Here is a 21871-nt window from a genome sequence, read left to right as displayed (position 1 = left end):
CGGCGCCGAGCTGTCGGACCCTCGGCAGTAACCTGGGAGCGTGCCCGATCCAGCGACGTACCGGCCGGCGCCCGGGTCGATCCCCGTGCAGCCCGGTGTCTACCGGTTCCGCGATCCGCACGGCCGGGTGATCTATGTCGGCAAGGCCAAGAGCCTTCGCAGCCGTCTGACGTCGTATTTCGCCGACATCACGAGCCGGGCCCCGCGCACCCGGCAGATGGTCACCGCCGCGGGCAGCGTCGAGTGGACGGTCGTCACCACCGAAGTCGAGGCGCTGCAGCTCGAGTACAACTGGATCAAGGAGTTCGATCCGCGGTTCAACATCCGGTACCGCGACGACAAGTCCTATCCGGTGCTGGCCGTCACGCTCAACGAGGAATACCCGCGGCTGATGGTGTACCGGGGGCCGCGCCGCAAAGGGGTGCGCTACTTCGGGCCCTACTCGCATGCGTGGGCCATCCGTGAGACCGTCGACCTGCTCACCCGGGTGTTCCCCGCTCGCACCTGCTCGGCCGGAGTGTTCAAGCGCCACAGCCAGATCGACCGGCCCTGCCTGCTCGGCTACATCGACAAGTGTTCGGCGCCGTGCGTGGGGCGGGTCAGCGCCGAAGAGCACCGCCGCATCGTCCTGGACTTCTGCGACTTCCTGGCCGGCAAGACCGACCGCCTGGCCCGCGACCTGGAAGTGCAGATGGCCGAGGCGGCCGAGCAGCTCGACTTCGAGCGCGCGGCACGGTTGCGCGACAACATCGGGGCTCTCAAGCGGGCCCTGGAGAAGCAGGCGGTGGTGTTCGGCGACGGGACCGACGCCGACGTCGTGTCCTTCGCCGACGACGACCTCGAAGCGGCCGTGCAGGTGTTCCACGTCCGCGGCGGCCGGGTCCGCGGTCAGCGCGGCTGGATCGTCGAGAAGCCCGGCGAGCCGGGCGAATCCGGTCAGGCGCAGTTGGTCGAACAGTTTCTCACGCAGTTCTACGGCGATCAGGCCGAGCTCGGCGGGGCCGGCGACAACAGCCTGGACGACAACGGCCTGGACGAGGCGACCAATCCGGTGCCGCGTGAGGTGCTGGTGCCGTGTCTGCCGGACAACGCCGACGAACTGGCCGCCTGGCTGAGCGGCCTGCGCGGCTCGCGGGTGTCTCTGCGGGTGGCCCAGCGCGGGGACAAGAAGGCGCTGGCCGATACGGTCAGGCGTAACGCGATGGACGCCCTCGCTCAGCACAAACTCAAGCGTGCCGGAGACTTCACGGCGAGAACCGCTGCGCTGCAGAGCATTCAGGAGAACCTCGGACTGGCCGAGGCACCGTTGCGCATCGAATGCGTCGACATCAGCCACGTACAGGGCACCGATGTGGTGGCGTCACTGGTGGTGTTCGAGGACGGGCTGCCCCGCAAGTCGGACTACCGCCACTACGCGATCCGCGAAGCCGCAGGCGACGGCCGCAGCGATGACGTCGCGTCGATCGCCGAGGTCACTCGCCGCCGCTTCTACCGGCACCTGCACGACACCCAGCATCCGACGGAAGTGTCCCCGGAGGGGAAGTCGCGCAAGTTCGCCTATCCCCCCAACCTGTTCGTCGTCGACGGCGGCGCACCGCAGGTGAACGCGGCGCAGGCCGTGCTCGACGACCTGGGGATCAGCGATGTGGCGGTGATCGGGCTGGCCAAACGCCTCGAGGAGGTATGGGTGCCCGCCGAACCCGAGCCGCTGATCATGCCGCGCAACAGCGAAGGCCTCTATCTGCTGCAGCGGGTGCGCGACGAGGCGCACCGCTTCGCGATCGCCTACCACCGCAGCAAGCGGTCCAAACGCATGACGGCCTCGGCGCTGGACTCGGTGCGCGGGCTCGGTGAGCACCGGCGCAAGGCGTTGGTCACGCACTTCGGTTCGGTGGCGCGGTTGAAGGAGGCGTCGGTCGAGGAGATCACGGCGGTGCCGGGTATCGGGGTGACCACCGCGCGTGCGGTGCTGGAGGCGCTGGGGGTGCCACAGCACACGCCAGCCGATTCGGCGGCGGAGGCAGCGGTCATCGAGGATGATCAACGCAGGATATCGGGATGACAGATTCAGACATGAGCGAACAGTTGCGGGGGGATGTCGATCACTCGGGGATCGACGTCGTCCTGGTCACCGGGCTGTCCGGAGCCGGACGGGGGACCGCGGCGAAGGTGCTCGAGGACCTTGGCTGGTACGTCGCCGACAACCTTCCGCCGGAGCTGATCGCCCGCATGGTGGAACTCGGCTTGGCCGCGGGTTCGCGGATCACCCAGCTAGCGGTGGTGATGGACGTGCGATCGCGCGGGTTCACCGGCGACCTGGACTGGGTGCGTCGTGAGCTGGCGACCCGCGACATCGCCCCGCGGGTGCTGTTCCTCGAGGCCAGTGACGACATTCTGGTGCGCCGCTACGAGCAGAACCGGCGCAGCCACCCTCTGCAGGGCGGCGAGACGCTCGCCGAGGGGATCGCGCGGGAGCGTGCCCTGCTCGCCTCCGTCCGCGCGTCGGCGGATCTGGTGATCGACACCTCGACGCTGTCGGTGCACGCCCTCCGGGAGAGCATCGAACGCGCCTTCGGTGAAGAGGTGGTCGCGGAGACCAACGTCACGGTGGAGTCGTTCGGCTACAAATACGGGCTGCCGATGGACGCCGACACCGTGATGGATGTGCGGTTCCTGCCCAATCCGCACTGGGTAGACGCACTGCGCCCGCACACCGGACAGCATCCCGACGTCCGCGACTACGTGCTGGGACAGGCCGGGGCCGAAGAGTTTCTCGACACTTACCATCGACTGCTGAACGTCGTGATCGACGGTTACCGGCGGGAGGGGAAGCGCTACATGACCGTCGCGATCGGTTGCACCGGCGGCAAACACCGCAGTGTGGCGATGGCCGAAGCGTTGGCGGGGCGCTTGCAAGGCGGTGACGAGCTCACGGTGCGGGTGCTGCACCGGGATCTGGGCCGCGAATGAGCCCGCGTATCGTCGCCCTCGGCGGTGGGCACGGGCTGTACGCGACGCTGTCCGCCGCACGCCGGCTCACCCCGCACGTCACCGCGGTGGTCACCGTCGCCGACGACGGCGGCTCCTCGGGCCGGCTGCGCAGCGAACTCGACGTCGTGCCGCCGGGGGATCTGCGAATGGCGTTGGCCGCGTTGGCATCCGACAGCCCGCATGGCCGGCTCTGGGCGACCATCATCCAGCATCGGTTCGGTGGCAGCGGAGCGCTGGCCGGGCACCCGATCGGCAACCTGATGCTGGCCGGCCTCTCGGAGGTGCTGGCCGATCCGGTCGCCGCGCTCGACGAGCTGGGCCGTGTGCTCGGCGTCAAGGGCAGGGTGCTGCCGATGTGCCCGATCGCGCTGCAGATCGAGGCCGACGTCGCCGGGCTGGAATCCGATCCGCGGATGAGTCGCGTCATCCGCGGACAGGTGGCGATCGCGACGACAGTCGGCAAAGTGCGCCGGGTGCGGCTGCTGCCGGGCAATCCGCCGGCCACCCGGCAGGCGGTCGACGCGATCATGTCGGCCGATCTGGTGGTGCTCGGGCCCGGGTCGTGGTTCACCAGCGTCATCCCGCACGTGCTGGTGCCGGAGCTGGCCGCGGCCCTGCGTGCCACCGCGGCGCGTCGGGCGCTGGTGCTCAACCTGGCGGCCGAGCCGGGGGAGACCGCCGGGTTCTCGGTCGAGCGGCACATCCACGTCTTGTCGCAGCATGCGCCGAACTTCACCGTGCACGACATCATCGTGGAGGCCAGCCGGGTGCCCAGCGATCGGGAACGGGAGCAGCTGAGCCGGACGGCGAAGATTCTCGATGCCCGAGTGGAGTTCGCCGACGTCTGCCGACCTGGTACACCTTTACATGATCCGGCAAGACTGGCCGCGGCACTGGAAGGTGTCCGGCTTCGCGGAGCGGTGGGGGACCGCGACGGGATGCCGACTGCCTCCACCCCGACTTCGACCCGACCGAGAGGTGACGACTCGTGGCGATGACAGCCGAGGTGAAAGACGAGCTGAGCCGACTCGTGGTGAATTCGGTCAGCGCTCGCCGCGCCGAGGTCGCGTCGCTGCTGCGCTTCGCCGGGGGGCTGCACATCGTGTCCGGCCGGGTGGTCGTGGAGGCCGAGGTCGACCTCGGCATCATCGCCCGCCGGCTGCGCAAGGACATCTACGACCTGTACGGCTACAACGCTGTCGTACACATGTTGTCGGCCAGCGGAATTCGCAAGGGCACCCGGTATGTGGTGCGGGTGGCCAAGGACGGGGAGGCGCTCGCACGCCAGACGGGTCTGCTGGATCTGCGGGGCCGGCCGGTGCGGGGCCTGCCCGCTCAGGTGGTCGGCGGCAGTGTGGGCGATGCGGAGGCAGCCTGGCGCGGCGCATTCCTGGCGCACGGTTCGCTCACCGAACCGGGGCGCTCCTCGGCGCTCGAGGTGAGCTGCCCGGGACCCGAGGCCGCGCTGGCACTGGTCGGGGCGGCCCGCAGGCTCGGGGTGAGCGCCAAGGCGCGCGAGGTGCGCGGCAGCGACCGGGTGGTGGTGCGCGACGGGGAGGCCATCGGTGCGCTGTTGACCCGGATGGGCGCCCAGGACACCCGGCTGACGTGGGAAGAGCGCCGGATGCGGCGCGAAGTGCGGGCGACCGCCAACCGGTTGGCGAACTTCGACGATGCGAACCTGCGCCGTTCCGCGCGCGCAGCGGTGGCGGCGGCCGCTCGGGTGGAGCGGGCGCTCTACATCCTCGGCGACACGGTGCCCGACCATCTGGCCACTGCGGGCAAACTGCGGGTCGAGCACCGGCAGGCCTCGCTGGAGGAACTGGGCCGGCTCGCCGATCCGCCGATGACGAAAGACGCTGTGGCAGGGCGTATTCGGCGACTGCTGTCGATGGCAGACCGCAAGGCCAAGCAGGACGGCATCCCGGACACCGAGTCCGCCGTGACCCCGGACCTGCTCGAAGACGCCTGATAGGTCAGAACGGGCATTCGTCGGGGGTTGGCGGTTCTGGCGGGGGCTGCCAGTCCGGTGGGAGTGTTTCGGATTCGTAGGGGTCGTTGACCCAGCGCATGTAGGGACTCTTGCTGTGGCGGTGTCCTTTGAAGAACATCAGTGTGTTGCGTTGTCGGTTGCGGTCTTTGCGGTATTCGATCTCGCGTTCACGGGCGTAGGCCACCCGCCGGGCTTCGGCGTTGATCGGCCGCAGGGTGCGGTTGCGCTCCCGGGTACGGGCGGTACGTTTTGCGCGTTCCCGAGACAGGTTGCGTCGGCGTGCTTTTGGCTCCACACACGCCGGTGGTCCCATCCGGGGGAACAATTCGATGCCGCCGGGAGCGGTGCAGTACATCCGCCCGGTCGGTGACGTCCACACAATGGTGCCGTCGGGCAATTGCACATCATGCCACCCGTTGTCGAACGTTTTGAGCCGATGATGTTGGCGGCACAGGCATTTCAGATTGTTCGGGGTGGTGAAGCCACCCTTGGACGGGTCGACATGGTTGAACGGAATCGTATGGTCCAGATCGCAGCGTTCGGCGGGGCGGTCACACCCCGGGAACCGGCACGTCAGATCCCGCATCCGCACAAACCGTTCCACCGCCGCCGTCGGCTGATAGCGCCTCATCTCCTCGGCGGGCACGGTCGGCACGGTGAGCACCCGCAAGGTGGCCCGCTCGACCATGCGCCGCACCACCTCGGCGTCGATCACCCCGAACCCGGCCAGATACCCGGGCTTGTTCCCGATACCCAGCACGGTGGATTGGTCGGCGATCACGTTGATCACCGTCCGCACGCCTCGTGCCTCGTCCACGGTCGGCGCGGGTGTGTCGGCGTTCGAGCAGGCGGGGCATCGGCACGCCAGCGTGATGCCTTGGGCCATCGCCGTCACCGCATCGGCGCGCCGCTGGTCCAGGGTGCGCGGATCCTGCGGGCACACCCCGTTGGCCAGGGCGGCGATCTTCTCATCCACGATCACCGCCGATTCCGCGTCGAGGACCCCGTCGACTTTGGCGGTGCCGTTCCCCACCGGGATGACGTCGAAATGCCGATTGTCTTCAGCGGTTTCGCGTTCCCGGATGGCATCGGGATCCAACGCGCGTACCGCGGCGTCGACAGTGTTGTTGACCCGTTTACGTGACCACGACTGCCAGCGCGCCACCCCGGCCGACAACCTGCTGTCGAGGGCGGCGAGCACCGACAAATCCCGAACCAGTTCGGTGCGCTTGAGAATGATCTGCACCGTGCGCCAATCAGTGTCCCCCGCCGACAGCACCGCCATGACTTTCGAGAAGCGGCTGTCCAAGGCTTCGGCGTTGGCCACCAGCGTGCTGGCCGTACCCGGGGGCAGATTCATCGCCGCAGCCACTTCGGCGCTGGTGCGCTGCAACCCCGTCACGATCATGTAACCGCAGTCGGGGTCCTCGGACTCAGCCTCCCACGTGCGCCGACCCAACAACTCCGCCACCGCCGCCAACCGGCGCCCCACCAGCTTCGACTCCTCACGATAGGAGTCAGCGATAACCGCCACCAACTCGTCTGACGAGGATTCATCGAACATGTGTGCGATTCTATCGAGACCCACCGACATTGATCGGACTACCGTGGCCGATATGGGCACTCTCAGAGTCGGCGTCATGGTCCCGGTCCCGCCGTTCACGCAGGGCGACGGCGGCGAGCCCGCCGGACTCGACATCGACCTCATGTCCGCGATCGCGAGCTCCTTGGGCGACGAGGTGGAGTTCGTCGGTCACGAGACTTTCGACGCCCTCTTCGACGCGCTCGCGGCCGGTGACGTCGACTGCGTGACGGGCGGCGCCACCGTCACCCCCGAGCGGGAGAAGAGGGCGACCTTCGCGCCGCCCTACCTGATCACCGGCCAGGCGCTCGCGGCCGACACCGGGCGGCACCCACACGTGCACTCCGTCGACGACCTCGGCGGCCTCACGATCGGCGTACGGCGGGGCAGCACCGGCCGGCCGATCGCCGAGCGGCTCGTCGCCGAGGGCCGGGCGAAGGCGGTCGCCGTGTGCGACCAGGCGGGACTGCCCATCGGTGACTGCGACGCGTTCATCGCGCTCGCCCCGGTACTCACCGAGCTGACCAAACCGCTCACCGGTGTCGACGTCGTGCAGAAGGGCCTGTCCGTCGAGAACGTCGCGGTCGCGGTCGCCGACCACGATCAGCAGATGCTGAGCCGGATCGCCGTCGCGCAGGCCGAGTTGGAGGAAGCGGGCACCCTGCAGCAGATCCGCCGGAAATGGCTCGGCAATCCGTACGCCGACCAGACCCTGGCCGTGCACTGACCAGCCCGCGCACGGAAAAACCGGCCCCACTAGGCTGGCGAATGAGTAATACACCAGAGGCAGACACGAATGAGTAATACACCAGAGGCAGACAGGGGAGATCCACGTGACCATCCGGGTAGGCGTCAACGGCTTCGGCCGCATCGGCCGTAACTTCTTCCGGGCATTGGCCGCCCAGAAGCTCGAGGGTAAGAACACCGACGTCGAGATCGTGGCGGTCAACGACCTCACCGACAACGCGACCCTCGCGCACCTGCTGAAATTCGACTCGATCCTCGGCCGGCTCCCGTACGACGTCAGCGTCGACGGCGACGAGATCATCGTCGGCGGAAACAAGCTCAAGGGCCTGTCGATCAAAGAAGGTCCCGCAGCGCTGCCCTGGGGTGACCTCGGTGTCGACGTCGTCGTCGAGTCGACCGGTATCTTCACCGCCCGCGCCAAAGCGCAGGGCCACCTCGACGCGGGTGCCAAGAAGGTCATCATCTCCGCGCCGGCCAGCGACGAGGACATCACCATCGTGCTCGGCGTCAACGACGACAAGTACGACGGCAGCCAGAACATCATCTCCAACGCCTCGTGCACCACGAACTGCCTCGGCCCGCTGGCCAAGGTCCTCAATGACGAATTCGGCATCGTCAAGGGCCTGATGACGACGATCCACGCCTACACCCAGGACCAGAACCTGCAGGACGGGCCGCACAAGGACCTGCGCCGCGCCCGCGCCGCCGCCATCAACATCGTGCCCACCTCGACGGGCGCCGCGAAGGCCATCGGCCTGGTGCTCCCGGAGCTCAAGGGCAAGCTCGACGGCTATGCGCTGCGCGTGCCGATCCCCACGGGTTCGGTCACCGACCTGACCGCGGAGCTCAACAAGCCGGGCACCGTCGACGAGATCAACGCCGCGTTCAAGGCCGCCGCGGACGGACCGCTCAAGGGCATTCTCAAGTACTACGACGCCCCGATCGTCTCCAGCGACATCGTCACCGACCCGCACAGCTCGCTCTTCGACAGCGGTCTGACCAAGGTCATCGACAACCAGGCCAAGGTCGTCTCCTGGTACGACAACGAGTGGGGCTACTCGAACCGCCTCGTCGACCTGGTCGCGCTGGTGGGTAAGTCGCTCTAGATGGCCGTCAAGACGCTTGACGATCTGCTGAAGGACGGCGTCGAGGGCCGGGGCGTCTTGGTGCGCTCCGACCTCAACGTGCCCCTCGACGATGACGGCGCCATCACCGATCCGGGCCGGATCATCGCCTCGGTTCCGACGTTGCAGAAGCTGGCCGAAGCCGGCGCGAAGGTCATCGTCACCGCCCACCTCGGCAGGCCGAAGGGCGGGCCCGACCCGAAGTTCTCGCTGAAGCCCGTCGCCGCCGCCCTCGGTGAACACCTCGGCCGGCACGTGCAGCTGGCAGGCGACGTCGTCGGCACCGATGCGCTCGCGCGCGCCGAAGGCCTCACCGACGGTGACGTCCTGCTCCTGGAGAACATCCGCTTCGACGCGCGGGAGACCAGCAAGGACGACGGCGAACGGTTGGCTCTGGCCAAGGCGCTGGTCGAACTCGTCGACTCACCAGGTGGGCCGACGCCCGCTTTCGTCTCCGACGGCTTCGGCGTGGTGCACCGCAAGCAGGCGTCGGTGTACGACATCGCCACGCTGCTACCGCATTACGCGGGCACGCTGGTGGCCGCCGAGGTGAAGGTCCTCGAACAACTCACCAGCTCGACCGACCGCCCGTATGCGGTGGTGCTCGGCGGCTCGAAGGTCTCCGACAAGCTCGCGGTCATCGAATCGCTGGCGAAGAAGGCCGACAGCCTGGTGATCGGCGGCGGGATGTGCTTCACATTCCTTGCCTCCCAAGGGGTCTCGGTCGGCAAGTCGCTGGTGCAGCCGGAGATGGTCGACACCTGCCGCGAACTGCTCGAGACCTACGGCGACGTGATCCACCTGCCCGTCGACATCGTGGTCGCCCCGGAGTTTTCCGCCGACGCCGAGCCGGAAACCGTTTCTGCGGAACGTATTCCGGACGACAAGATGGGCCTGGACATCGGCCCGGAGTCGGTGAAGCGGTTCACCACACTGCTGTCGAACGCCAAGACGGTGTTCTGGAACGGCCCGATGGGGGTGTTCGAATTCCCCGCGTTCGCCGCGGGCACGAAGGGTGTGGCCGAGGCGATCATCGGCGCGACCGGTAAGGGCGGGTTCAGCGTCGTCGGTGGCGGGGACAGTGCCGCGGCGGTGCGCCAACTCGGTCTGGGGGAGGACGGCTTCTCCCACATCTCGACCGGTGGTGGCGCGTCGCTGGAATACCTCGAAGGCAAAGAACTGCCCGGCATCCGAGTACTGGAGTCCTGACCCATGGCCCGTAAGCCGCTGATCGCCGGCAACTGGAAGATGAACCTCAACCACTTCGAGGCCATCGCACTGGTACAGAAGATCGCCTTCTCGCTGCCGGACAAGTACTTCGACAAGGTGGACGTGACGGTGATCCCGCCGTTCACCGACCTGCGCAGCGTGCAGACCCTGGTCGACGGCGACAGGCTGCGCCTGACGTACGGCGCCCAGGACGTCTCCCAGCACGACTCCGGCGCCTACACCGGCGAGATCAGCGGGGCGTTCCTGGCCAAGCTGGGCTGCACCTTCGCCGTCGTCGGGCACTCGGAGCGCCGCACCTATCACCACGAAGACGACGCGCTGGTGGCCGCCAAGGCCACCGCAGCATTCCGGCACGGCATCACGCCGATCGTCTGCATCGGTGAGCACCTCGAGGTGCGTGAGGCGGGCAACCACGTCGAGCACAACGTCGAGCAGCTGCGTGGTTCGCTGGCGGGCCTGACCTCGGAGCAGATCGGTCAGGCTGTCATCGCATACGAACCGGTCTGGGCGATCGGAACCGGCCGGGTGGCCAGCGCCGCCGACGCGCAGGAGGTGTGCAAGGCGATCCGGGACGAGCTCGGCAAGCTGTCCTCGCCGCAGCTGGCCGCCGGGGTCCGCGTGCTCTACGGCGGTTCGGTCAGTGCCAAGAACGTCGGCGAGATCGTCGCGCAGGAGGATGTGGACGGCGCGCTGGTGGGCGGTGCCTCGCTCGACGGCGAACAATTCGCCATCTTGTCGGCGATCGCCGCAGGTGGGCCGCTACCTTGACCGCTCCACGCGGCCTGTAAGCTGTCCCCCATGGTTTTAGCGCTGCAGATCACGTTGATCGTCACCAGCTTGCTGGTGGTGCTTCTGGTGCTGCTGCATCGCGCCAAGGGCGGCGGTCTGTCGACCCTGTTCGGTGGCGGTGTCCAGTCGAGCCTCTCGGGCTCCACGGTCGTCGAGAAGAACCTCGACCGGCTGACCTTGTTCGTGGTCGGTATCTGGGTGGTCTCGATCGTCGGCGTCGCACTGCAGATCAAGTACAGCTGACCCGGTCACAGGCGGGGTGCCGCGAACGCGCCCGCCATGCGGCGGGTCCGCGGGGCACCGATACTGGAACGCATGGCTGACCTCCCAGAAGCGCTCGAACCGATCGGCTCGGTGACCCGTACCGAGGTAGGTCGCGAAGCCAGCGAGCCGATGCGGGAAGACATCCGGCTGTTGGGTGCCATCCTCGGCGACACGGTGCGCGAACAGAACGGCGAGGACGTCTTCGACCTCGTCGAACGCGCCCGGGTGGAGTCCTTCCGGGTGCGCCGCTCAGAGATCGACCGCGCCGAACTCGCCGGAATGTTCGACGGCATCGGGGTGCGCTCCGCGATCCCCGTCATCCGCGCGTTCACGCACTTCGCTTTGTTGGCCAACGTGGCCGAGGACATCCACCGCGAACGCCGCCGCGCCGTCCACGTGGCGGCGGGCGAACCGCCCCAGAACAGCAGCCTCGCCGCGACATACGCGAAACTCGACTCTGCACAACTCGATTCCGGCCAGGTGGCCACGGCGCTGGCCGGGGCCCTGGTGTCACCGGTCATCACCGCGCATCCGACCGAGACCCGCAGGCGCACGGTCTTCGACACCCAGCACCGCATCACCGAACTCATGCGCCTGCGGGCCCACGGGAACGACACCACCGACGACGGCCGCGACGTCGAACTCGAGCTGCGCCGGCACATCCTCACGCTGTGGCAGACCGCGCTGATCCGGTTGTCACGCTTGAAGATCCAGGACGAGATCGAGACCGGCCTGCGCTACTACCGGGCGGCGTTCTTCGACGTCATCCCGCGCGTCAACGCCGAGGTGCGGTCGGCGCTGCAGGCCAGGTGGCCCGATGCCGACCTGCTGTCCGAACCAATCCTGCGGCCGGGCTCGTGGATCGGCGGCGACCGGGACGGCAACCCCAACGTCACCGCAGACGTGGTCCGCCTGGCCACCTCTCGCGCCGCCTACACCGCACTCGAACACTATTTCGTCGAGTTGACCGCGCTCCAACAGGAACTGTCCATGTCGGCGCGGCTGGTCCACGTCAGCGACGAACTCGCCGCGCTCGCCGATGCGTGTCACGAGTCCGCCCGCGCCGACGAGCCGTACCGTCGGGCGCTGCGGGTGATTCACGGCAGGCTCACCGCCACTGCCGGCGACATCCTGGAGAGCCAACCCGAACACGAGCTCGACCTCGGGCTGGACCGCTACGAGTCGCCCGCCGAGTTGTTGGCGGATCTGGATGTCGTCGACGCGTCGCTGCGAGCCCACGGTAGCGCCGTACTGGCCGACGACCGGCTGTTACGGCTCCGAGAAGCCGTGCGCGTGTTCGGTTTCCACCTGTCCGGCCTGGACATGCGACAGAACTCCGACGTGCACGAGGAGGTCGTGGCCGAGCTGTTCGCGTGGGCCGGGGTGCACGACGACTACGCGTCGCTGCCGGAACCGGAACGTATCGAGTTGCTGGCCGCCGAGCTCGCCACCCGCCGCCCGCTGACTTCCGAGCGGGCCGAGCTGTCGGAGCTGGCGCACAAGGAACTGGGCATCGTCCGGGCGGCGGCACGCGCGGTGCGGGTGTTCGGGGCGCGAGCGGTGCCCAACTACGTCATCTCGATGTGCGAGTCGGTGTCGGACATGCTCGAGGCGGCGGTCCTGCTCAAAGAGGCCGGGCTGCTTGACGTCTCGGGAGACGAACCGTATGCGCCGGTGGGCATCGTTCCGCTGTTCGAGACGATCGACGACCTGCAGCGCGGATCGTCGATCCTCGAGGCGGCCCTCGACCTTCCGCTGTACCGCGGGATGGTCACCGCCCGGGGCGACAGCCAGGAGGTCATGCTCGGCTACTCAGACTCGAACAAGGACGGCGGATACCTCGCCGCGAACTGGGCGCTCTACCGAGCCGAACTCGACCTCGTCGAATCGGCCCGCAAAACCGGGATCCGGCTGCGGCTCTTCCACGGCCGCGGTGGCACCGTCGGCCGCGGCGGTGGACCGAGTTACGACGCGATCCTGGCCCAACCGCCGGGCGCGGTGAACGGTTCGCTGCGGATCACCGAACAGGGTGAGGTGATCGCCGCCAAGTACGCCGAACCGCGCACCGCCCACCGCAACCTCGAGACGCTGGTGGCCGCGACGCTGGAGTCGACGCTGCTCGACATCGAAGGTCTTGGGGGACTCGCCAACAGCGCCTACGAGGTGCTCGACGACCTCGCGTCGCGGGCCCAGCGCGCGTATGCCGAACTCGTCCACGAGACACCGGGATTCGTCGACTACTTCAAGGCGTCCACGCCGGTGAGTGAGATCGGGGCGCTCAACATCGGCAGCAGGCCGGCCTCGCGCAAGCCGACGACGTCGATCTCCGATCTGCGTGCCATTCCGTGGGTGCTCGCCTGGAGCCAGTCACGGGTCATGCTGCCCGGCTGGTACGGCACCGGCAGCGCGTTCGAGCAGTACATTGCCGAAGGGGAGGCCGACGGTGAGGACCGGCTGGAGGTGCTGCAGGATCTCTACCGGCGCTGGCCGTTCTTCCGCACGGTGCTGTCCAACATGGCGCAGGTGCTGGCGAAGTCGGATCTCGGTCTGGCCGCGCGGTATTCCGAACTGGTCTCCGACGAGGCCCTGCGGCGCCGGGTGTTCGACAAGATCGCGGAAGAGCACGAGCGCACCATTCGCATGCACCGGCTCGTCACCGGCCAGGACGATCTGCTCGCCGACAACCCGGCGCTGGCGCGGTCGGTGTTCAATCGGTTCCCCTACCTCGAACCGCTCAACCACCTACAGGTCGAGCTGCTGCGCCGGTACCGGTCCGGCGACGAGGACGAGTTGGTGCAGCGGGGCATCCTGCTCACCATGAGCGGGTTGGCGACCGCGCTGCGCAACAGCGGCTAACCTCGATCTTTCGCGTGGTTGGGTGGGTGTGACGTTGGGCGGCAGTGGGTTCCGGCGTTGCCTCCGTCGAGGACAGGGTTGCCGCGATCCGTGGCGGTTCGACGGCCCCGGGGTCAGGACGCCGTCGGCACGTCGGTGCTCTCCCCGGGAGCCAACGTCACCACGGTGAGCCCCGACCCGTCGGCGGCAGCGGCGAGCCGGTGCAAGGCATCGTCCTGCTCGACGTAGACGGGCGGCTGGTGCACGCCGAAGTGAATGGGCACCACGGTGGTCGCGTGCAGGATCACCGCGGCCTGCACGGCTTGTTCGGGTGTCATCACCGCGGGCACCGTGCTGGGGGGGAGTAGGTGCGGCGCCCGGACCGTAGGCCCGTTGATCGGCAGCACGGCCACGTCGATCGGTCCGGCACGCTGGGCGATCAGCCACCAGTACCCGTGGAACACGGTGTCCCCGCCGTGGAAGATGCGGTGACCATCGGCCTCGATGACCCAGTTCACCTGGGGGTCGCCCAGACCGTCGACGGCGGGGACCGCGGTGACCGTGAACGGCGCCACCTCCACGCGCTCCCAGTCGGCGACGGCGCGGACCTGCAACGTGCTGTCGGCGAGATCGGCTTCTCGGGGCTCGGTGAACGCCGCCTCCTCGGCGGTGGCGGCCAACGGTGGGGGACGCAGGAGCAGCCCGGTGGGGCCTACCGCGGACACGACCGCACCGATGTCGGTGTGGTCTTCGTGCAGGTGGGTGACCAGTGCCGCGATGGCGGGTTGACCGTGCGCGGCGTAGACGCCGTGGGGTTGTGTCGCGGTCAGCAGCGCGAAGTCGTGGATGTAGTCCACGACCAGCGACGAGCCATTTGCGCTGATGACTTCGATCCCGGCCCAGCCGAGACGTCGAATCTTCAAGGGGATCCATCCCTTCCACATGCAGTGTCGTCGTGTGGGGTGACAGCGGGCGTCGGGGGAGCAGCGGTCAGGGCGCCAGCGCGGCCCGAACGACGGTGTCGAACACTCGTGGCGGGTGCCCGGTGAGGTCGGTGACCACGGAGTTGACCGTGGCCAGGTATCCACCGCGCGTAGCCGCGCCGAACGAGGTCACCAGCTCCGCAACCTCCGCGGGCATCCCGGCTGCCCGCAACCCGGCCAGGAAGGCGGCGTCCTCGACGCTGAGCAGTTCCACGTCGCGCCCACCGATCTCGGACGCGAGGGCGACCAGATCCGCGGCGGCGATGGCCTCGGGTCCGGTGACGTCATAGACCCGGCCTTCGTGCCCGTCCTGAGTGAGGACCGCCGCGGCGACCGCGGCGCAGTCCTCCCGGGTGATGTAGGCGGCGCCGCCGCCCCCGCTGTTGCTGATCAGTTGACCCGAGGCCGCCGCCGATTCGATGCCTGGCACCTGCATGTGTGCGTAGAGGTTGTTGCGCAGCATCGTCCACCGCATGCTGCTCTCGCGCAGCGCCGCTTCGGTCCCGGCGTGATCGGGGACCACCAGCGCAGGGTTGGCCGCAACCGGCTCGGGAACCGAGGTGTACACGACGTGGCCCACTCCGGCATCGGCGGCAGCCGCGATGGCGGCGCGGTGCTGATCCAGGCGCGATCCGATCGCGTCGGTGGAGATCAGTAGCAGCCGCTCCACCCCGGCGAAGGCGGTGGGCAGGGTGTCCGGCTCGGCGAAGTCGACCCGCCGCACCTGAGCACCGCGAGCGGCGAAGTCGGCCAGCACCTGCGGGCGACGGGTGCTAAGGACGATTTCGCGCGGGTCGACCGTTCGCAGCAGCAGCTCGGCGGTGGCGCGTCCCAGGGCGCCCGAGGCCCCGCTGATGGCGATCGTCATTCCCACTCCCAATTTGCACTCATCATAACTACGAATTATCGAAATCGTAACCACGCTGGTTGCGGTATGGCAAGATGGGTCGCATGGCGCGCTCGACGAACACTCAATTCGCGGTCGCCGTGCACGTGCTGACCTACCTCGCCGGCATCGCCCCGGGCCGCCCCGTCAGTTCCGAGGAACTCTCCCGCAGCACCAACGTCAACCCCGTCTACGTGCGCCGAGTCCTCGGCCCCCTGCGCGCCGCCGGGCTGGTGTGCTCGCGCCCAGGCCCAAGCGGAGGGTGGGAACTGGCCACCGACGCCAACGACATCACCCTCGCCCAGATCTGGCGGCTACTGCAAGGCACCGACCCGATACTGGGTCTGCACGGACCCAACCCCGCGTGCGCGGTCGGTCGCAACGTCCAAACATCGCTCACCACACTGGATCACGCCGTCGCCGACGCCGTCACCACCGAACTCGAGAAACACACCGTGCACGACATCCTGAACCAAGGCGGAACTTAGAACCGGATCGGGTGGCGCTGTCAAAACACGACCCGATCCCGCCAAGACTCAACGACTAGGCGAGTAAATTCTTGACCTATCCCTCATCCGCACCGCAACCAGTCGATGGCGAGCTGCCGTCAGCTGTTGGGGATGCCGAACCTGGCGATGAGGTCGAGAAGGCCAGGGAAGTCTTCGTTCAACTCTTCGCGGCGAAGTACCGGGAATCGGTAGGCGCCATCGGCTTTGCAAACCGTGAGGCCAGAGTTGAGCAACTTGGACAGATGATAGGAGCAAGTCGACGTCGGCAACGATAAGTGCGCCGCTATGTCGCCGGCGGTCCGTAGGTGGCCGTCGAGTAACAAGTGAACGATCGCCAGTCGGCTTTGGTCTCCGAGGGCAGCGAAAATTCTGTCCACACTCGGCAGAGGCATCGGCGTTGAAGTCCGCTGGACTCTCGTCATGCGCTCACGCTAGCATTTCCAATTTATTGGAAGTGTGGAATAGGGAAGTGATATGACGCTGGATCCGCAGATGCAGTACCTGCTCGATCGGATTGAAATACAGGACAAAGTGGCGTTGTACGGTTTAGGGCAGGATCGGCACCAGGCGGACAGTGGCGATGGCAACGTAATGGCAGAGTGGGGCAAGCTTTTTGCCCACGATGCCAAGATTGACGCCACCGATGCAGGGGCGGGAATATTTGAGCTGGACGAGTACTGCGAACTCATGCGCGGCGAAGGCCTCGTGGGTGGAACCGAGGGGCTTGGGCTCAGCTTCAACGCATGGCTGCATATCGAAGGGCACGCGACCGTCACGATCGATGGCGACGTCGCCCACTCAGTTTCACCACACCTTCATATGCACGCCAGCAGAGATGGGTCGAGCAACACCCTCGCCGTTGGCTATTGGCATGACGACTGGATTCGCACCGCCGAGGGGTGGAGGATTTCCTTCCGCCGGGTCGAGGATCTGTTTATGCAGACCTTCCCCGTCGTTCAGACGCCTCCGATGCTTTCTCGGCTTGAACAGACCCCTACCAGCTAGCTCCCTTCCGCTTTGAAGGCGACCTGGGCACCGTCGCGCGGTGCGCCGTCACCGTCGAGAGCGGCCCGCCACGCCTGACGCAGCAGAACCCCACCAGCTGAGGACACCAACGAGTGCCTTCCCGCTCGGATCAACTTCGGACGTCGCATCCCTGTTTGCAAGCGGGACAGGCACTTCGTGCATCAGCAGCCTGTGTCACCGCCCAATTGGTGAAACTCCGAAGCTAAAGGCCCGTGCTGCGGCGCACCACGTTCAACGCGCCCCGCACCGTCTTCTCCGTCGCGGCCAGCGGGCCGAGCACCGCCTCGCCCATGCCGACGAGGCGCTCGACGCGGCTGACCACGCCTTCCATGCGGTCCACGACCGCGTCGAGGCGTGGTGCCAGCGCGTTGATCTGGTTCATGGTCTCGTTGAACCGATCGAGGGTGACATCGAGGTTGGCCATCGACTTGTTGAGGTCCTCCAGCGTGTCGCCGAGCCCCTCGAGGATGGTGTCGACCTGCTCGACCGTCATGTCGGCGTTGAGCGCCGCCTGTGCGAGCTTCCGGATGCGCTCGGTGCCCGTACGCGTGCCGCGACCGCCTCTGTCCACCATGATCAGAGCTTAGAAGCCGCGTCCTCGTCGAGGAACCACACCGTCGCCTCACGCCCGACGGCGCCCGCGGCGGGCCAGTCGTCGGGTGCGGCGCCGCCGACCGCGGCGGCGACCGCCTCGGCCTTACCCTCACCCGACACCACCAGCCACACCTCGCGGGAACGCGCAATCGCGGGCAGCGTCAACGTGATCCGCTGGGGCGGCGGTTTGGGGGAGTCCGGCACGCCGACCACCATCCGGGCTGTCTCGCGGACCGCGGGCGTATGCGGGAACAACGAGTTGACGTGCCCCTCCGGTCCCATGCCGAGCAAGTGCACGTCGAACACCGGAGTGGGTTCCCCGCCTTCGGCCTGCGCCGCCAGCACCTGCTCGTAGGCCAGCGCGGCGGCGTCGAGGTCGTCTCCGAACTCACCGTCGGCCGCGGGCATCGCGTGCACGTTCGCGGTCGGGATGTCGACGCGGTCCAGGAGGGCTTCGCGGGTCTGCTTGTCGTTGCGCTCGTCGTCTCCCTCGGGCACGTACCGCTCGTCGCCGAAGAACAGATGCACCTTCGACCAGTCGATGCGGTCGTCGTGGGTTCCCACGCGCGCCAGCAGCTTGATCCCGGTGCCGCCACCGGTCAGCACGATGTCGGCCCGGCCGCGCACGTCGATGGCGGAGACGATCTCGTCGGCCAGTCGGTCGCCGACCGCTGCGACGAGGGCATCGCCGTCCGGATAGCGCTTGATCGAAGCCGTCATACGTATTGCACCTTCTCGATACCCTGCAGCGCCTCGAAGTAGATCTCGTCGGCATCCAACCTACGCATGTCCTCGGCCAGGCATTCGCGAGTCTCCCTGCGCGCCAATGGAATCAGCGCCTCCGGCTTGGCGGTTCGGGTGATCTTCGCGGTGATGCCGTCCTGCGGCCGGCTCAGGGTGATGGTCTCGCTGTCCCGAACCAGTTCGACCTTGAGTTCGCCGACGGTGCGTTGCACCGGACCGTCTATGCGACTGGCCAGCCAGCCCGCCAGGACGTCCAGCGCGGGCTCGGTCTCCAGGCCGGACACCAGCGCCGAGTTGATCTTCTCGTGGGGTGCCTGATCCACCGCCGCGGTGAGCAGCGCTCGCCAATAGGTGATCCGGCTCCAGGCCAGGTCGGTGTCTCCCGGGGTGTAACCCGTCAACCTGCCTTTGATCGACGCCAGCGGATCGGCGCCGTTGGTGGCATCTGTGATCCGCCGAATCGCCAACCTGCCCAACGGATCCTGCGCGGGGACCTGGGGTGCGACATCCGGCCACCAGGTCACCACGGGCGTGTCGGGCAGCAGGAACGGCGTCACCACGCTGCTGGCGTGATTGGCGAGCGGCCCCGACAGGCGTAGCACCACGACCTCGTTGGCGCCGGCATCGCTGCCGACCCGAAGTTGGGCGTCCAATCGAGCCTTCTCTGCGCGCCGATCGCCGGGGGCGGCAACGATGACGCGACACGGATGTTCGCGGCTTGCCGCGTTGGCCGCGTCGATGGACTCCTCGAGGACGGCCTCGGTGTTCGGTGCGATGACGAGGGTGAGGACGCGGCCGAGGGTGATCGCGCCGCCCTCTTCGCGCAGCGCCTGGATCTTCTTGTTGATGGTTCCGGTGCTGGTGTCGGGCAGATCGATGATCATGGTTACGGACGCCTCCACTCTCGTCCGGTCCGCCGCAGCATCTCGAACGCCGAATCGGGTCCCCAGTCGCCGGACTCATAGGGGTCGGGTTTGCCATGGGACGCCCAGTAGTCCAGCGCGGGATCCAGGATCCTCCAGGACAATTCGACCTCTTCGTTCACCGGGAACAACGACGGCTCGCCGAGCAGGACGTCGAGGATCAGCCGCTCGTAGGCCTCGGGCGACTCCTCGGCGAACGCAGATCCATACGAGAAGTCCATGCTGACATCGCGGACCTCCATCTGGTTGCCCGGAACCTTCGATCCGAACCGCAGCGTGATGCCCTCGTCGGGTTGCACGCGGATCACCAACGCGTTCTGTCCGAGCTCCTCGGTCATGGTGGCGTCAAACGGAAGATGTGGCGCCCGCTTGAAGATCAGTGCGATCTCGGTGACCCTGCGGCCCAGGCGCTTTCCGGTACGCAAGTAGAACGGGACGCCGGCCCAGCGGCGCGTGTCGACGTCCACGGTGATCGCCGCGAACGTCTCGGTGACGGAGGTCTTCGAGAAGCCCTCCTCCTCCAAGAGCCCGACGACCCGCTCGCCGCCCTGCCACCCCGCCGTGTACTGACCGCGCGACGTGGTCTGGTCAAGCGGCTCGGCGAGCCTGCTGGCCGAGAGCACCTTGATCTTCTCCGCCTGCAACTCGTCGGGGGAGAAGCTGACGGGCTCCTCCATGGCGGTGAGAGCCAACAGCTGCAGCAGGTGGTTCTGGATGACGTCGCGTGCGGCGCCGACGCCGTCGTAATAGCCGCCGCGCCCGCCGAGCCCGATGTCCTCGGCCATCGTGATCTGCACGCTGTCCACGTAGTGCGAATTCCACACCGGCTCGAAGAGCTCGTTGGCGAACCGCAGGGCGAGGATGTTCTGGACGGTCTCCTTACCGAGGTAGTGATCGATCCGGAAGACCGACGACTCCGGGAAGACGTTGTTGACGATGCCGTTGAGCTCTTCGGCGCTCTTCAGGTCGTGACCGAACGGCTTCTCGATGACAACGCGGCTCCAGTGGCCGTCCGCCTTCTTGGCCAGGCCCGTACTCGACAGCTGCTCGAGCACCTGCGGGAATGCTTTCGGCGGGATGGACAGGTAGAAGGCGTGATTGCCGCCGGTCCCGCGTTCCGCGTCGAGCTTGTTGAGCGTTTCCGCTAGCTGCTCGAACGCCTTCTCGTCGTCGAACGTGCCCTGAACGAACCGGATCCCCTCGGACAGCCTGTCCCACACCTCCTGGCGAAAGGGGGTGCGGGCGTGCTGCTTCACCGCGTCGTGGACGACTTGGGAGAAGTCCTCGTCGACCCAGTCCCGCCGGGCGAATCCGACGAGCGCGAAGGTCGGCGGCAACATCCCGCGGTTGGCGAGGTCGTAGATGGCCGGCATCAGCTTTTTGCGGGCCAGATCGCCGGTCACGCCGAAGATGACCACGCTGCACGGCCCGGCGATCCGGGGCATTCGCTTGTCGCGCTTGTCCCGCAGCGGATTGCGCCACTCCGTGGCGGCGTCACCTTCGCTCATATCCGGCTCAGGACTTCTTCTCGTCGAGCTGCCCCTGTGTCGCCTCGAGCAGCTCCTGCCACGACTTGTCGAACTTCTCCACGCCTTCGTTCTCGAGGGCCAGGAACACGTCGGTGAGGTCGATTCCCACCGCCTCGAGCTTGTCGAAGACCTCCTGCGATTCGGCGGCCTTCCCGGTCACCGTGTCGCCGGTGATCACGCCGTGGTCGGCGACGGCCTCGAGCGTCTTCTCCGGCATCGTGTTCACCGTGTTCGGTGCGACCAGTTCGGTGACGTAGAGGGTGTCGGAGTAGTCGGGGTTCTTCACCCCGGTCGACGCCCACAGCGGCCGCTGCACCCGGGCCCCGGCCTCCTCGAGCGGTTTGAAGCGTGATCCGCCGACGAACACCTCTTCGTAGGCGGCGTAGGCCAGTCGGGCGTTGGCCACACCGGCCTGCCCGCGCAGCGCCAGCGCCTCCTCGGAGCCGATCTTCTCCAGCCGGCTGTCGATCTCGGTGTCCACACGGGAGACGAAGAACGAGGCAACCGAATGGATCTTGGACAGGTCGTGGCCGGCCTCCTTGGCCTTCTCCAGCCCCTCGAGGTAAGCGTCCATGACCGCGCGGTGGCGTTCGACGGAGAAGATCAGCGTTACGTTGACCGAAATGCCCTCCGCGAGCACGGCGGTGATGGCCGGAATACCTTCCTTCATCGCGGGGATCTTGATCAGTACGTTGGGCCGGTCGACGATCTTCCACAGTTCGATGGCCTGCAGGATCGTCTTGTCCGCGTCGCGGGCCAGCCGCGGGTCGACCTCGATCGACACCCGACCGTCGACGCCGCCGGACTGTTCGTACTGCTTGGCGAGCACGTCGCACGCGTTGCGCACGTCGTCGGTGGTGACGGTGCGGATGGTGGCGTCGACGTCGGCACCGCGCTCGGCGAGTTCCTTCACCTGCGCGTCGTACGCATCGCCCTTCGACAGCGCGGCCTGGAAGATCGACGGGTTGGTGGTGACCCCGACGACGCTGCGGGTGTCAATGAGGTTCTGCAGATTGCCGGTCTGCAGACGCTCACGGGACAGATCGTCTAGCCATACGGACACACCGGCGGCCGCTAGTGCGGCCAAGTTCTCGTTCTGCGACATGGTCTTGCCTTTCAGAG

21 protein-coding genes are annotated in these 21871 nt (G+C 67.4%); 12 read left to right on the top strand and 9 right to left on the bottom strand.

Annotation, left to right across the window (positions count from 1 at the left end; translation table 11 throughout):
- The first annotated feature begins 40 nt into the window (after positions 1-40).
- Genes uvrC through whiA form a run of 4 tightly spaced genes read left to right on the top strand, consistent with a single transcriptional unit; the run spans position 41 to position 4963 of the window.
- Positions 41-2062 (top strand): excinuclease ABC subunit UvrC, encoded by a 2022-nt coding sequence (gene uvrC, locus I7X18_RS15775; RefSeq protein ID WP_193043017.1) that lies wholly within the window; start codon positions 41-43, stop codon positions 2060-2062.
- Positions 2059-2970, top strand: coding sequence for an RNase adapter RapZ (gene rapZ / locus I7X18_RS15770; protein ID WP_193043016.1), 912 nt, complete (start codon positions 2059-2061; stop codon positions 2968-2970). The genes uvrC and rapZ overlap by 4 nt, the downstream gene beginning before the upstream one ends.
- Entirely contained in the window at positions 2967-3989 is a 1023-nt protein-coding gene (yvcK, locus tag I7X18_RS15765; protein ID WP_193043015.1) for a uridine diphosphate-N-acetylglucosamine-binding protein YvcK, read from the top strand. The genes rapZ and yvcK overlap by 4 nt, the downstream gene beginning before the upstream one ends.
- Positions 3986-4963, top strand: a complete 978-nt coding sequence (gene whiA, locus I7X18_RS15760; RefSeq protein ID WP_193043940.1) for a DNA-binding protein WhiA — start codon at positions 3986-3988, stop codon at positions 4961-4963. Before yvcK ends, whiA begins: the two co-directional genes overlap by 4 nt.
- A 4-nt stretch (positions 4964-4967) precedes the next feature.
- Here whiA and I7X18_RS15755 read toward each other — a convergent pair whose 3' ends face one another.
- On the bottom strand, positions 4968-6548 hold the full coding sequence (locus I7X18_RS15755; protein ID WP_193043014.1) for an HNH endonuclease signature motif containing protein: 1581 nt from the start codon (positions 6546-6548) through the stop codon (positions 4968-4970).
- A gap of 52 nt (positions 6549-6600) precedes the next feature.
- On the opposite strand from I7X18_RS15755, the gene I7X18_RS15750 reads away from it, so the two are divergent.
- The 6 genes from I7X18_RS15750 (at position 6601) to ppc (ending at position 13576) form a co-directional block, all read left to right on the top strand.
- On the top strand, positions 6601-7293 hold the full coding sequence (locus I7X18_RS15750) for an ABC transporter substrate-binding protein (protein WP_193043013.1): 693 nt from the start codon (positions 6601-6603) through the stop codon (positions 7291-7293).
- 106 nt (positions 7294-7399) lie between these two features.
- Positions 7400-8419: a type I glyceraldehyde-3-phosphate dehydrogenase gene (gene gap, locus I7X18_RS15745; protein ID WP_193043012.1), complete on the top strand. Its 1020-nt coding sequence runs from the start codon at positions 7400-7402 to the stop codon at positions 8417-8419.
- A complete protein-coding gene (locus I7X18_RS15740; RefSeq protein WP_193043011.1) occupies positions 8420-9646 on the top strand; it encodes a phosphoglycerate kinase in 1227 nt (408 codons plus the stop codon). It abuts the gene before it with no gap.
- 3 nt (positions 9647-9649) lie between these two features.
- Positions 9650-10435, top strand: coding sequence for a triose-phosphate isomerase (tpiA, locus tag I7X18_RS15735; protein ID WP_193043010.1), 786 nt, complete (start codon positions 9650-9652; stop codon positions 10433-10435).
- A gap of 30 nt (positions 10436-10465) precedes the next feature.
- A complete protein-coding gene (gene secG, locus I7X18_RS15730; RefSeq protein ID WP_011559804.1) occupies positions 10466-10699 on the top strand; it encodes a preprotein translocase subunit SecG in 234 nt (77 codons plus the stop codon).
- Positions 10700-10771: 72 nt separating this feature from the next.
- Positions 10772-13576: a phosphoenolpyruvate carboxylase gene (ppc, locus tag I7X18_RS15725; RefSeq protein WP_193043009.1), complete on the top strand. Its 2805-nt coding sequence runs from the start codon at positions 10772-10774 to the stop codon at positions 13574-13576.
- Between the two features lie 113 nt (positions 13577-13689).
- Here ppc and I7X18_RS15720 read toward each other — a convergent pair whose 3' ends face one another.
- Both I7X18_RS15720 and I7X18_RS15715 read right to left on the bottom strand, forming a co-directional pair.
- Positions 13690-14478 (bottom strand): MBL fold metallo-hydrolase, encoded by a 789-nt coding sequence (locus I7X18_RS15720; protein WP_193043008.1) that lies wholly within the window; start codon positions 14476-14478, stop codon positions 13690-13692.
- 67 nt (positions 14479-14545) lie between these two features.
- A complete protein-coding gene (locus tag I7X18_RS15715; RefSeq protein ID WP_193043007.1) occupies positions 14546-15406 on the bottom strand; it encodes an SDR family oxidoreductase in 861 nt (286 codons plus the stop codon).
- 83 nt (positions 15407-15489) lie between these two features.
- On the opposite strand from I7X18_RS15715, the gene I7X18_RS15710 reads away from it, so the two are divergent.
- Positions 15490-15912: an RrF2 family transcriptional regulator gene (locus tag I7X18_RS15710; protein WP_193043006.1), complete on the top strand. Its 423-nt coding sequence runs from the start codon at positions 15490-15492 to the stop codon at positions 15910-15912.
- Between the two features lie 119 nt (positions 15913-16031).
- Here the strand turns inward: I7X18_RS15710 and I7X18_RS30115 are convergent, their stop codons facing one another.
- Complete coding sequence (locus I7X18_RS30115; RefSeq protein ID WP_226862624.1) at positions 16032-16325, bottom strand: ArsR/SmtB family transcription factor; 294 nt, start codon at positions 16323-16325, stop codon at positions 16032-16034.
- 82 nt (positions 16326-16407) lie between these two features.
- On the opposite strand from I7X18_RS30115, the gene I7X18_RS15700 reads away from it, so the two are divergent.
- A complete protein-coding gene (locus I7X18_RS15700) occupies positions 16408-16938 on the top strand; it encodes a nuclear transport factor 2 family protein (protein WP_193043004.1) in 531 nt (176 codons plus the stop codon).
- A gap of 223 nt (positions 16939-17161) precedes the next feature.
- On the opposite strand, the gene I7X18_RS15695 is transcribed toward I7X18_RS15700, so the two are convergent.
- The 5 genes from I7X18_RS15695 to tal are packed head-to-tail and all read right to left on the bottom strand — an operon-like array spanning position 17162 to position 21854.
- Complete coding sequence (locus I7X18_RS15695; protein ID WP_193043003.1) at positions 17162-17533, bottom strand: ATPase; 372 nt, start codon at positions 17531-17533, stop codon at positions 17162-17164.
- A gap of 2 nt (positions 17534-17535) precedes the next feature.
- On the bottom strand, positions 17536-18273 hold the full coding sequence (gene pgl, locus I7X18_RS15690; RefSeq protein WP_193043002.1) for a 6-phosphogluconolactonase: 738 nt from the start codon (positions 18271-18273) through the stop codon (positions 17536-17538).
- Positions 18270-19181: a glucose-6-phosphate dehydrogenase assembly protein OpcA gene (gene opcA, locus I7X18_RS15685; RefSeq protein ID WP_193043001.1), complete on the bottom strand. Its 912-nt coding sequence runs from the start codon at positions 19179-19181 to the stop codon at positions 18270-18272. Before opcA ends, pgl begins: the two co-directional genes overlap by 4 nt.
- 2 nt (positions 19182-19183) lie before the next feature.
- The gene (zwf, locus tag I7X18_RS15680; RefSeq protein ID WP_193043000.1) at positions 19184-20728 is read right to left on the bottom strand and encodes a glucose-6-phosphate dehydrogenase; all 1545 of its coding nucleotides are present in this window, start codon (positions 20726-20728) and stop codon (positions 19184-19186) included.
- Positions 20729-20735: 7 nt separating this feature from the next.
- The gene (tal, locus tag I7X18_RS15675; RefSeq protein WP_193042999.1) at positions 20736-21854 is read right to left on the bottom strand and encodes a transaldolase; all 1119 of its coding nucleotides are present in this window, start codon (positions 21852-21854) and stop codon (positions 20736-20738) included.
- Positions 21855-21871: the final 17 nt, after the last annotated feature.

Origin of the sequence: Mycolicibacterium baixiangningiae (assembly GCF_016313185.1) — a bacterium.
GTDB lineage: Bacteria > Actinomycetota > Actinomycetes > Mycobacteriales > Mycobacteriaceae > Mycobacterium > Mycobacterium baixiangningiae.
Note: the sequence above shows the minus strand (reverse complement) of the source record. Positions and strands in the feature narration are given on the sequence as shown.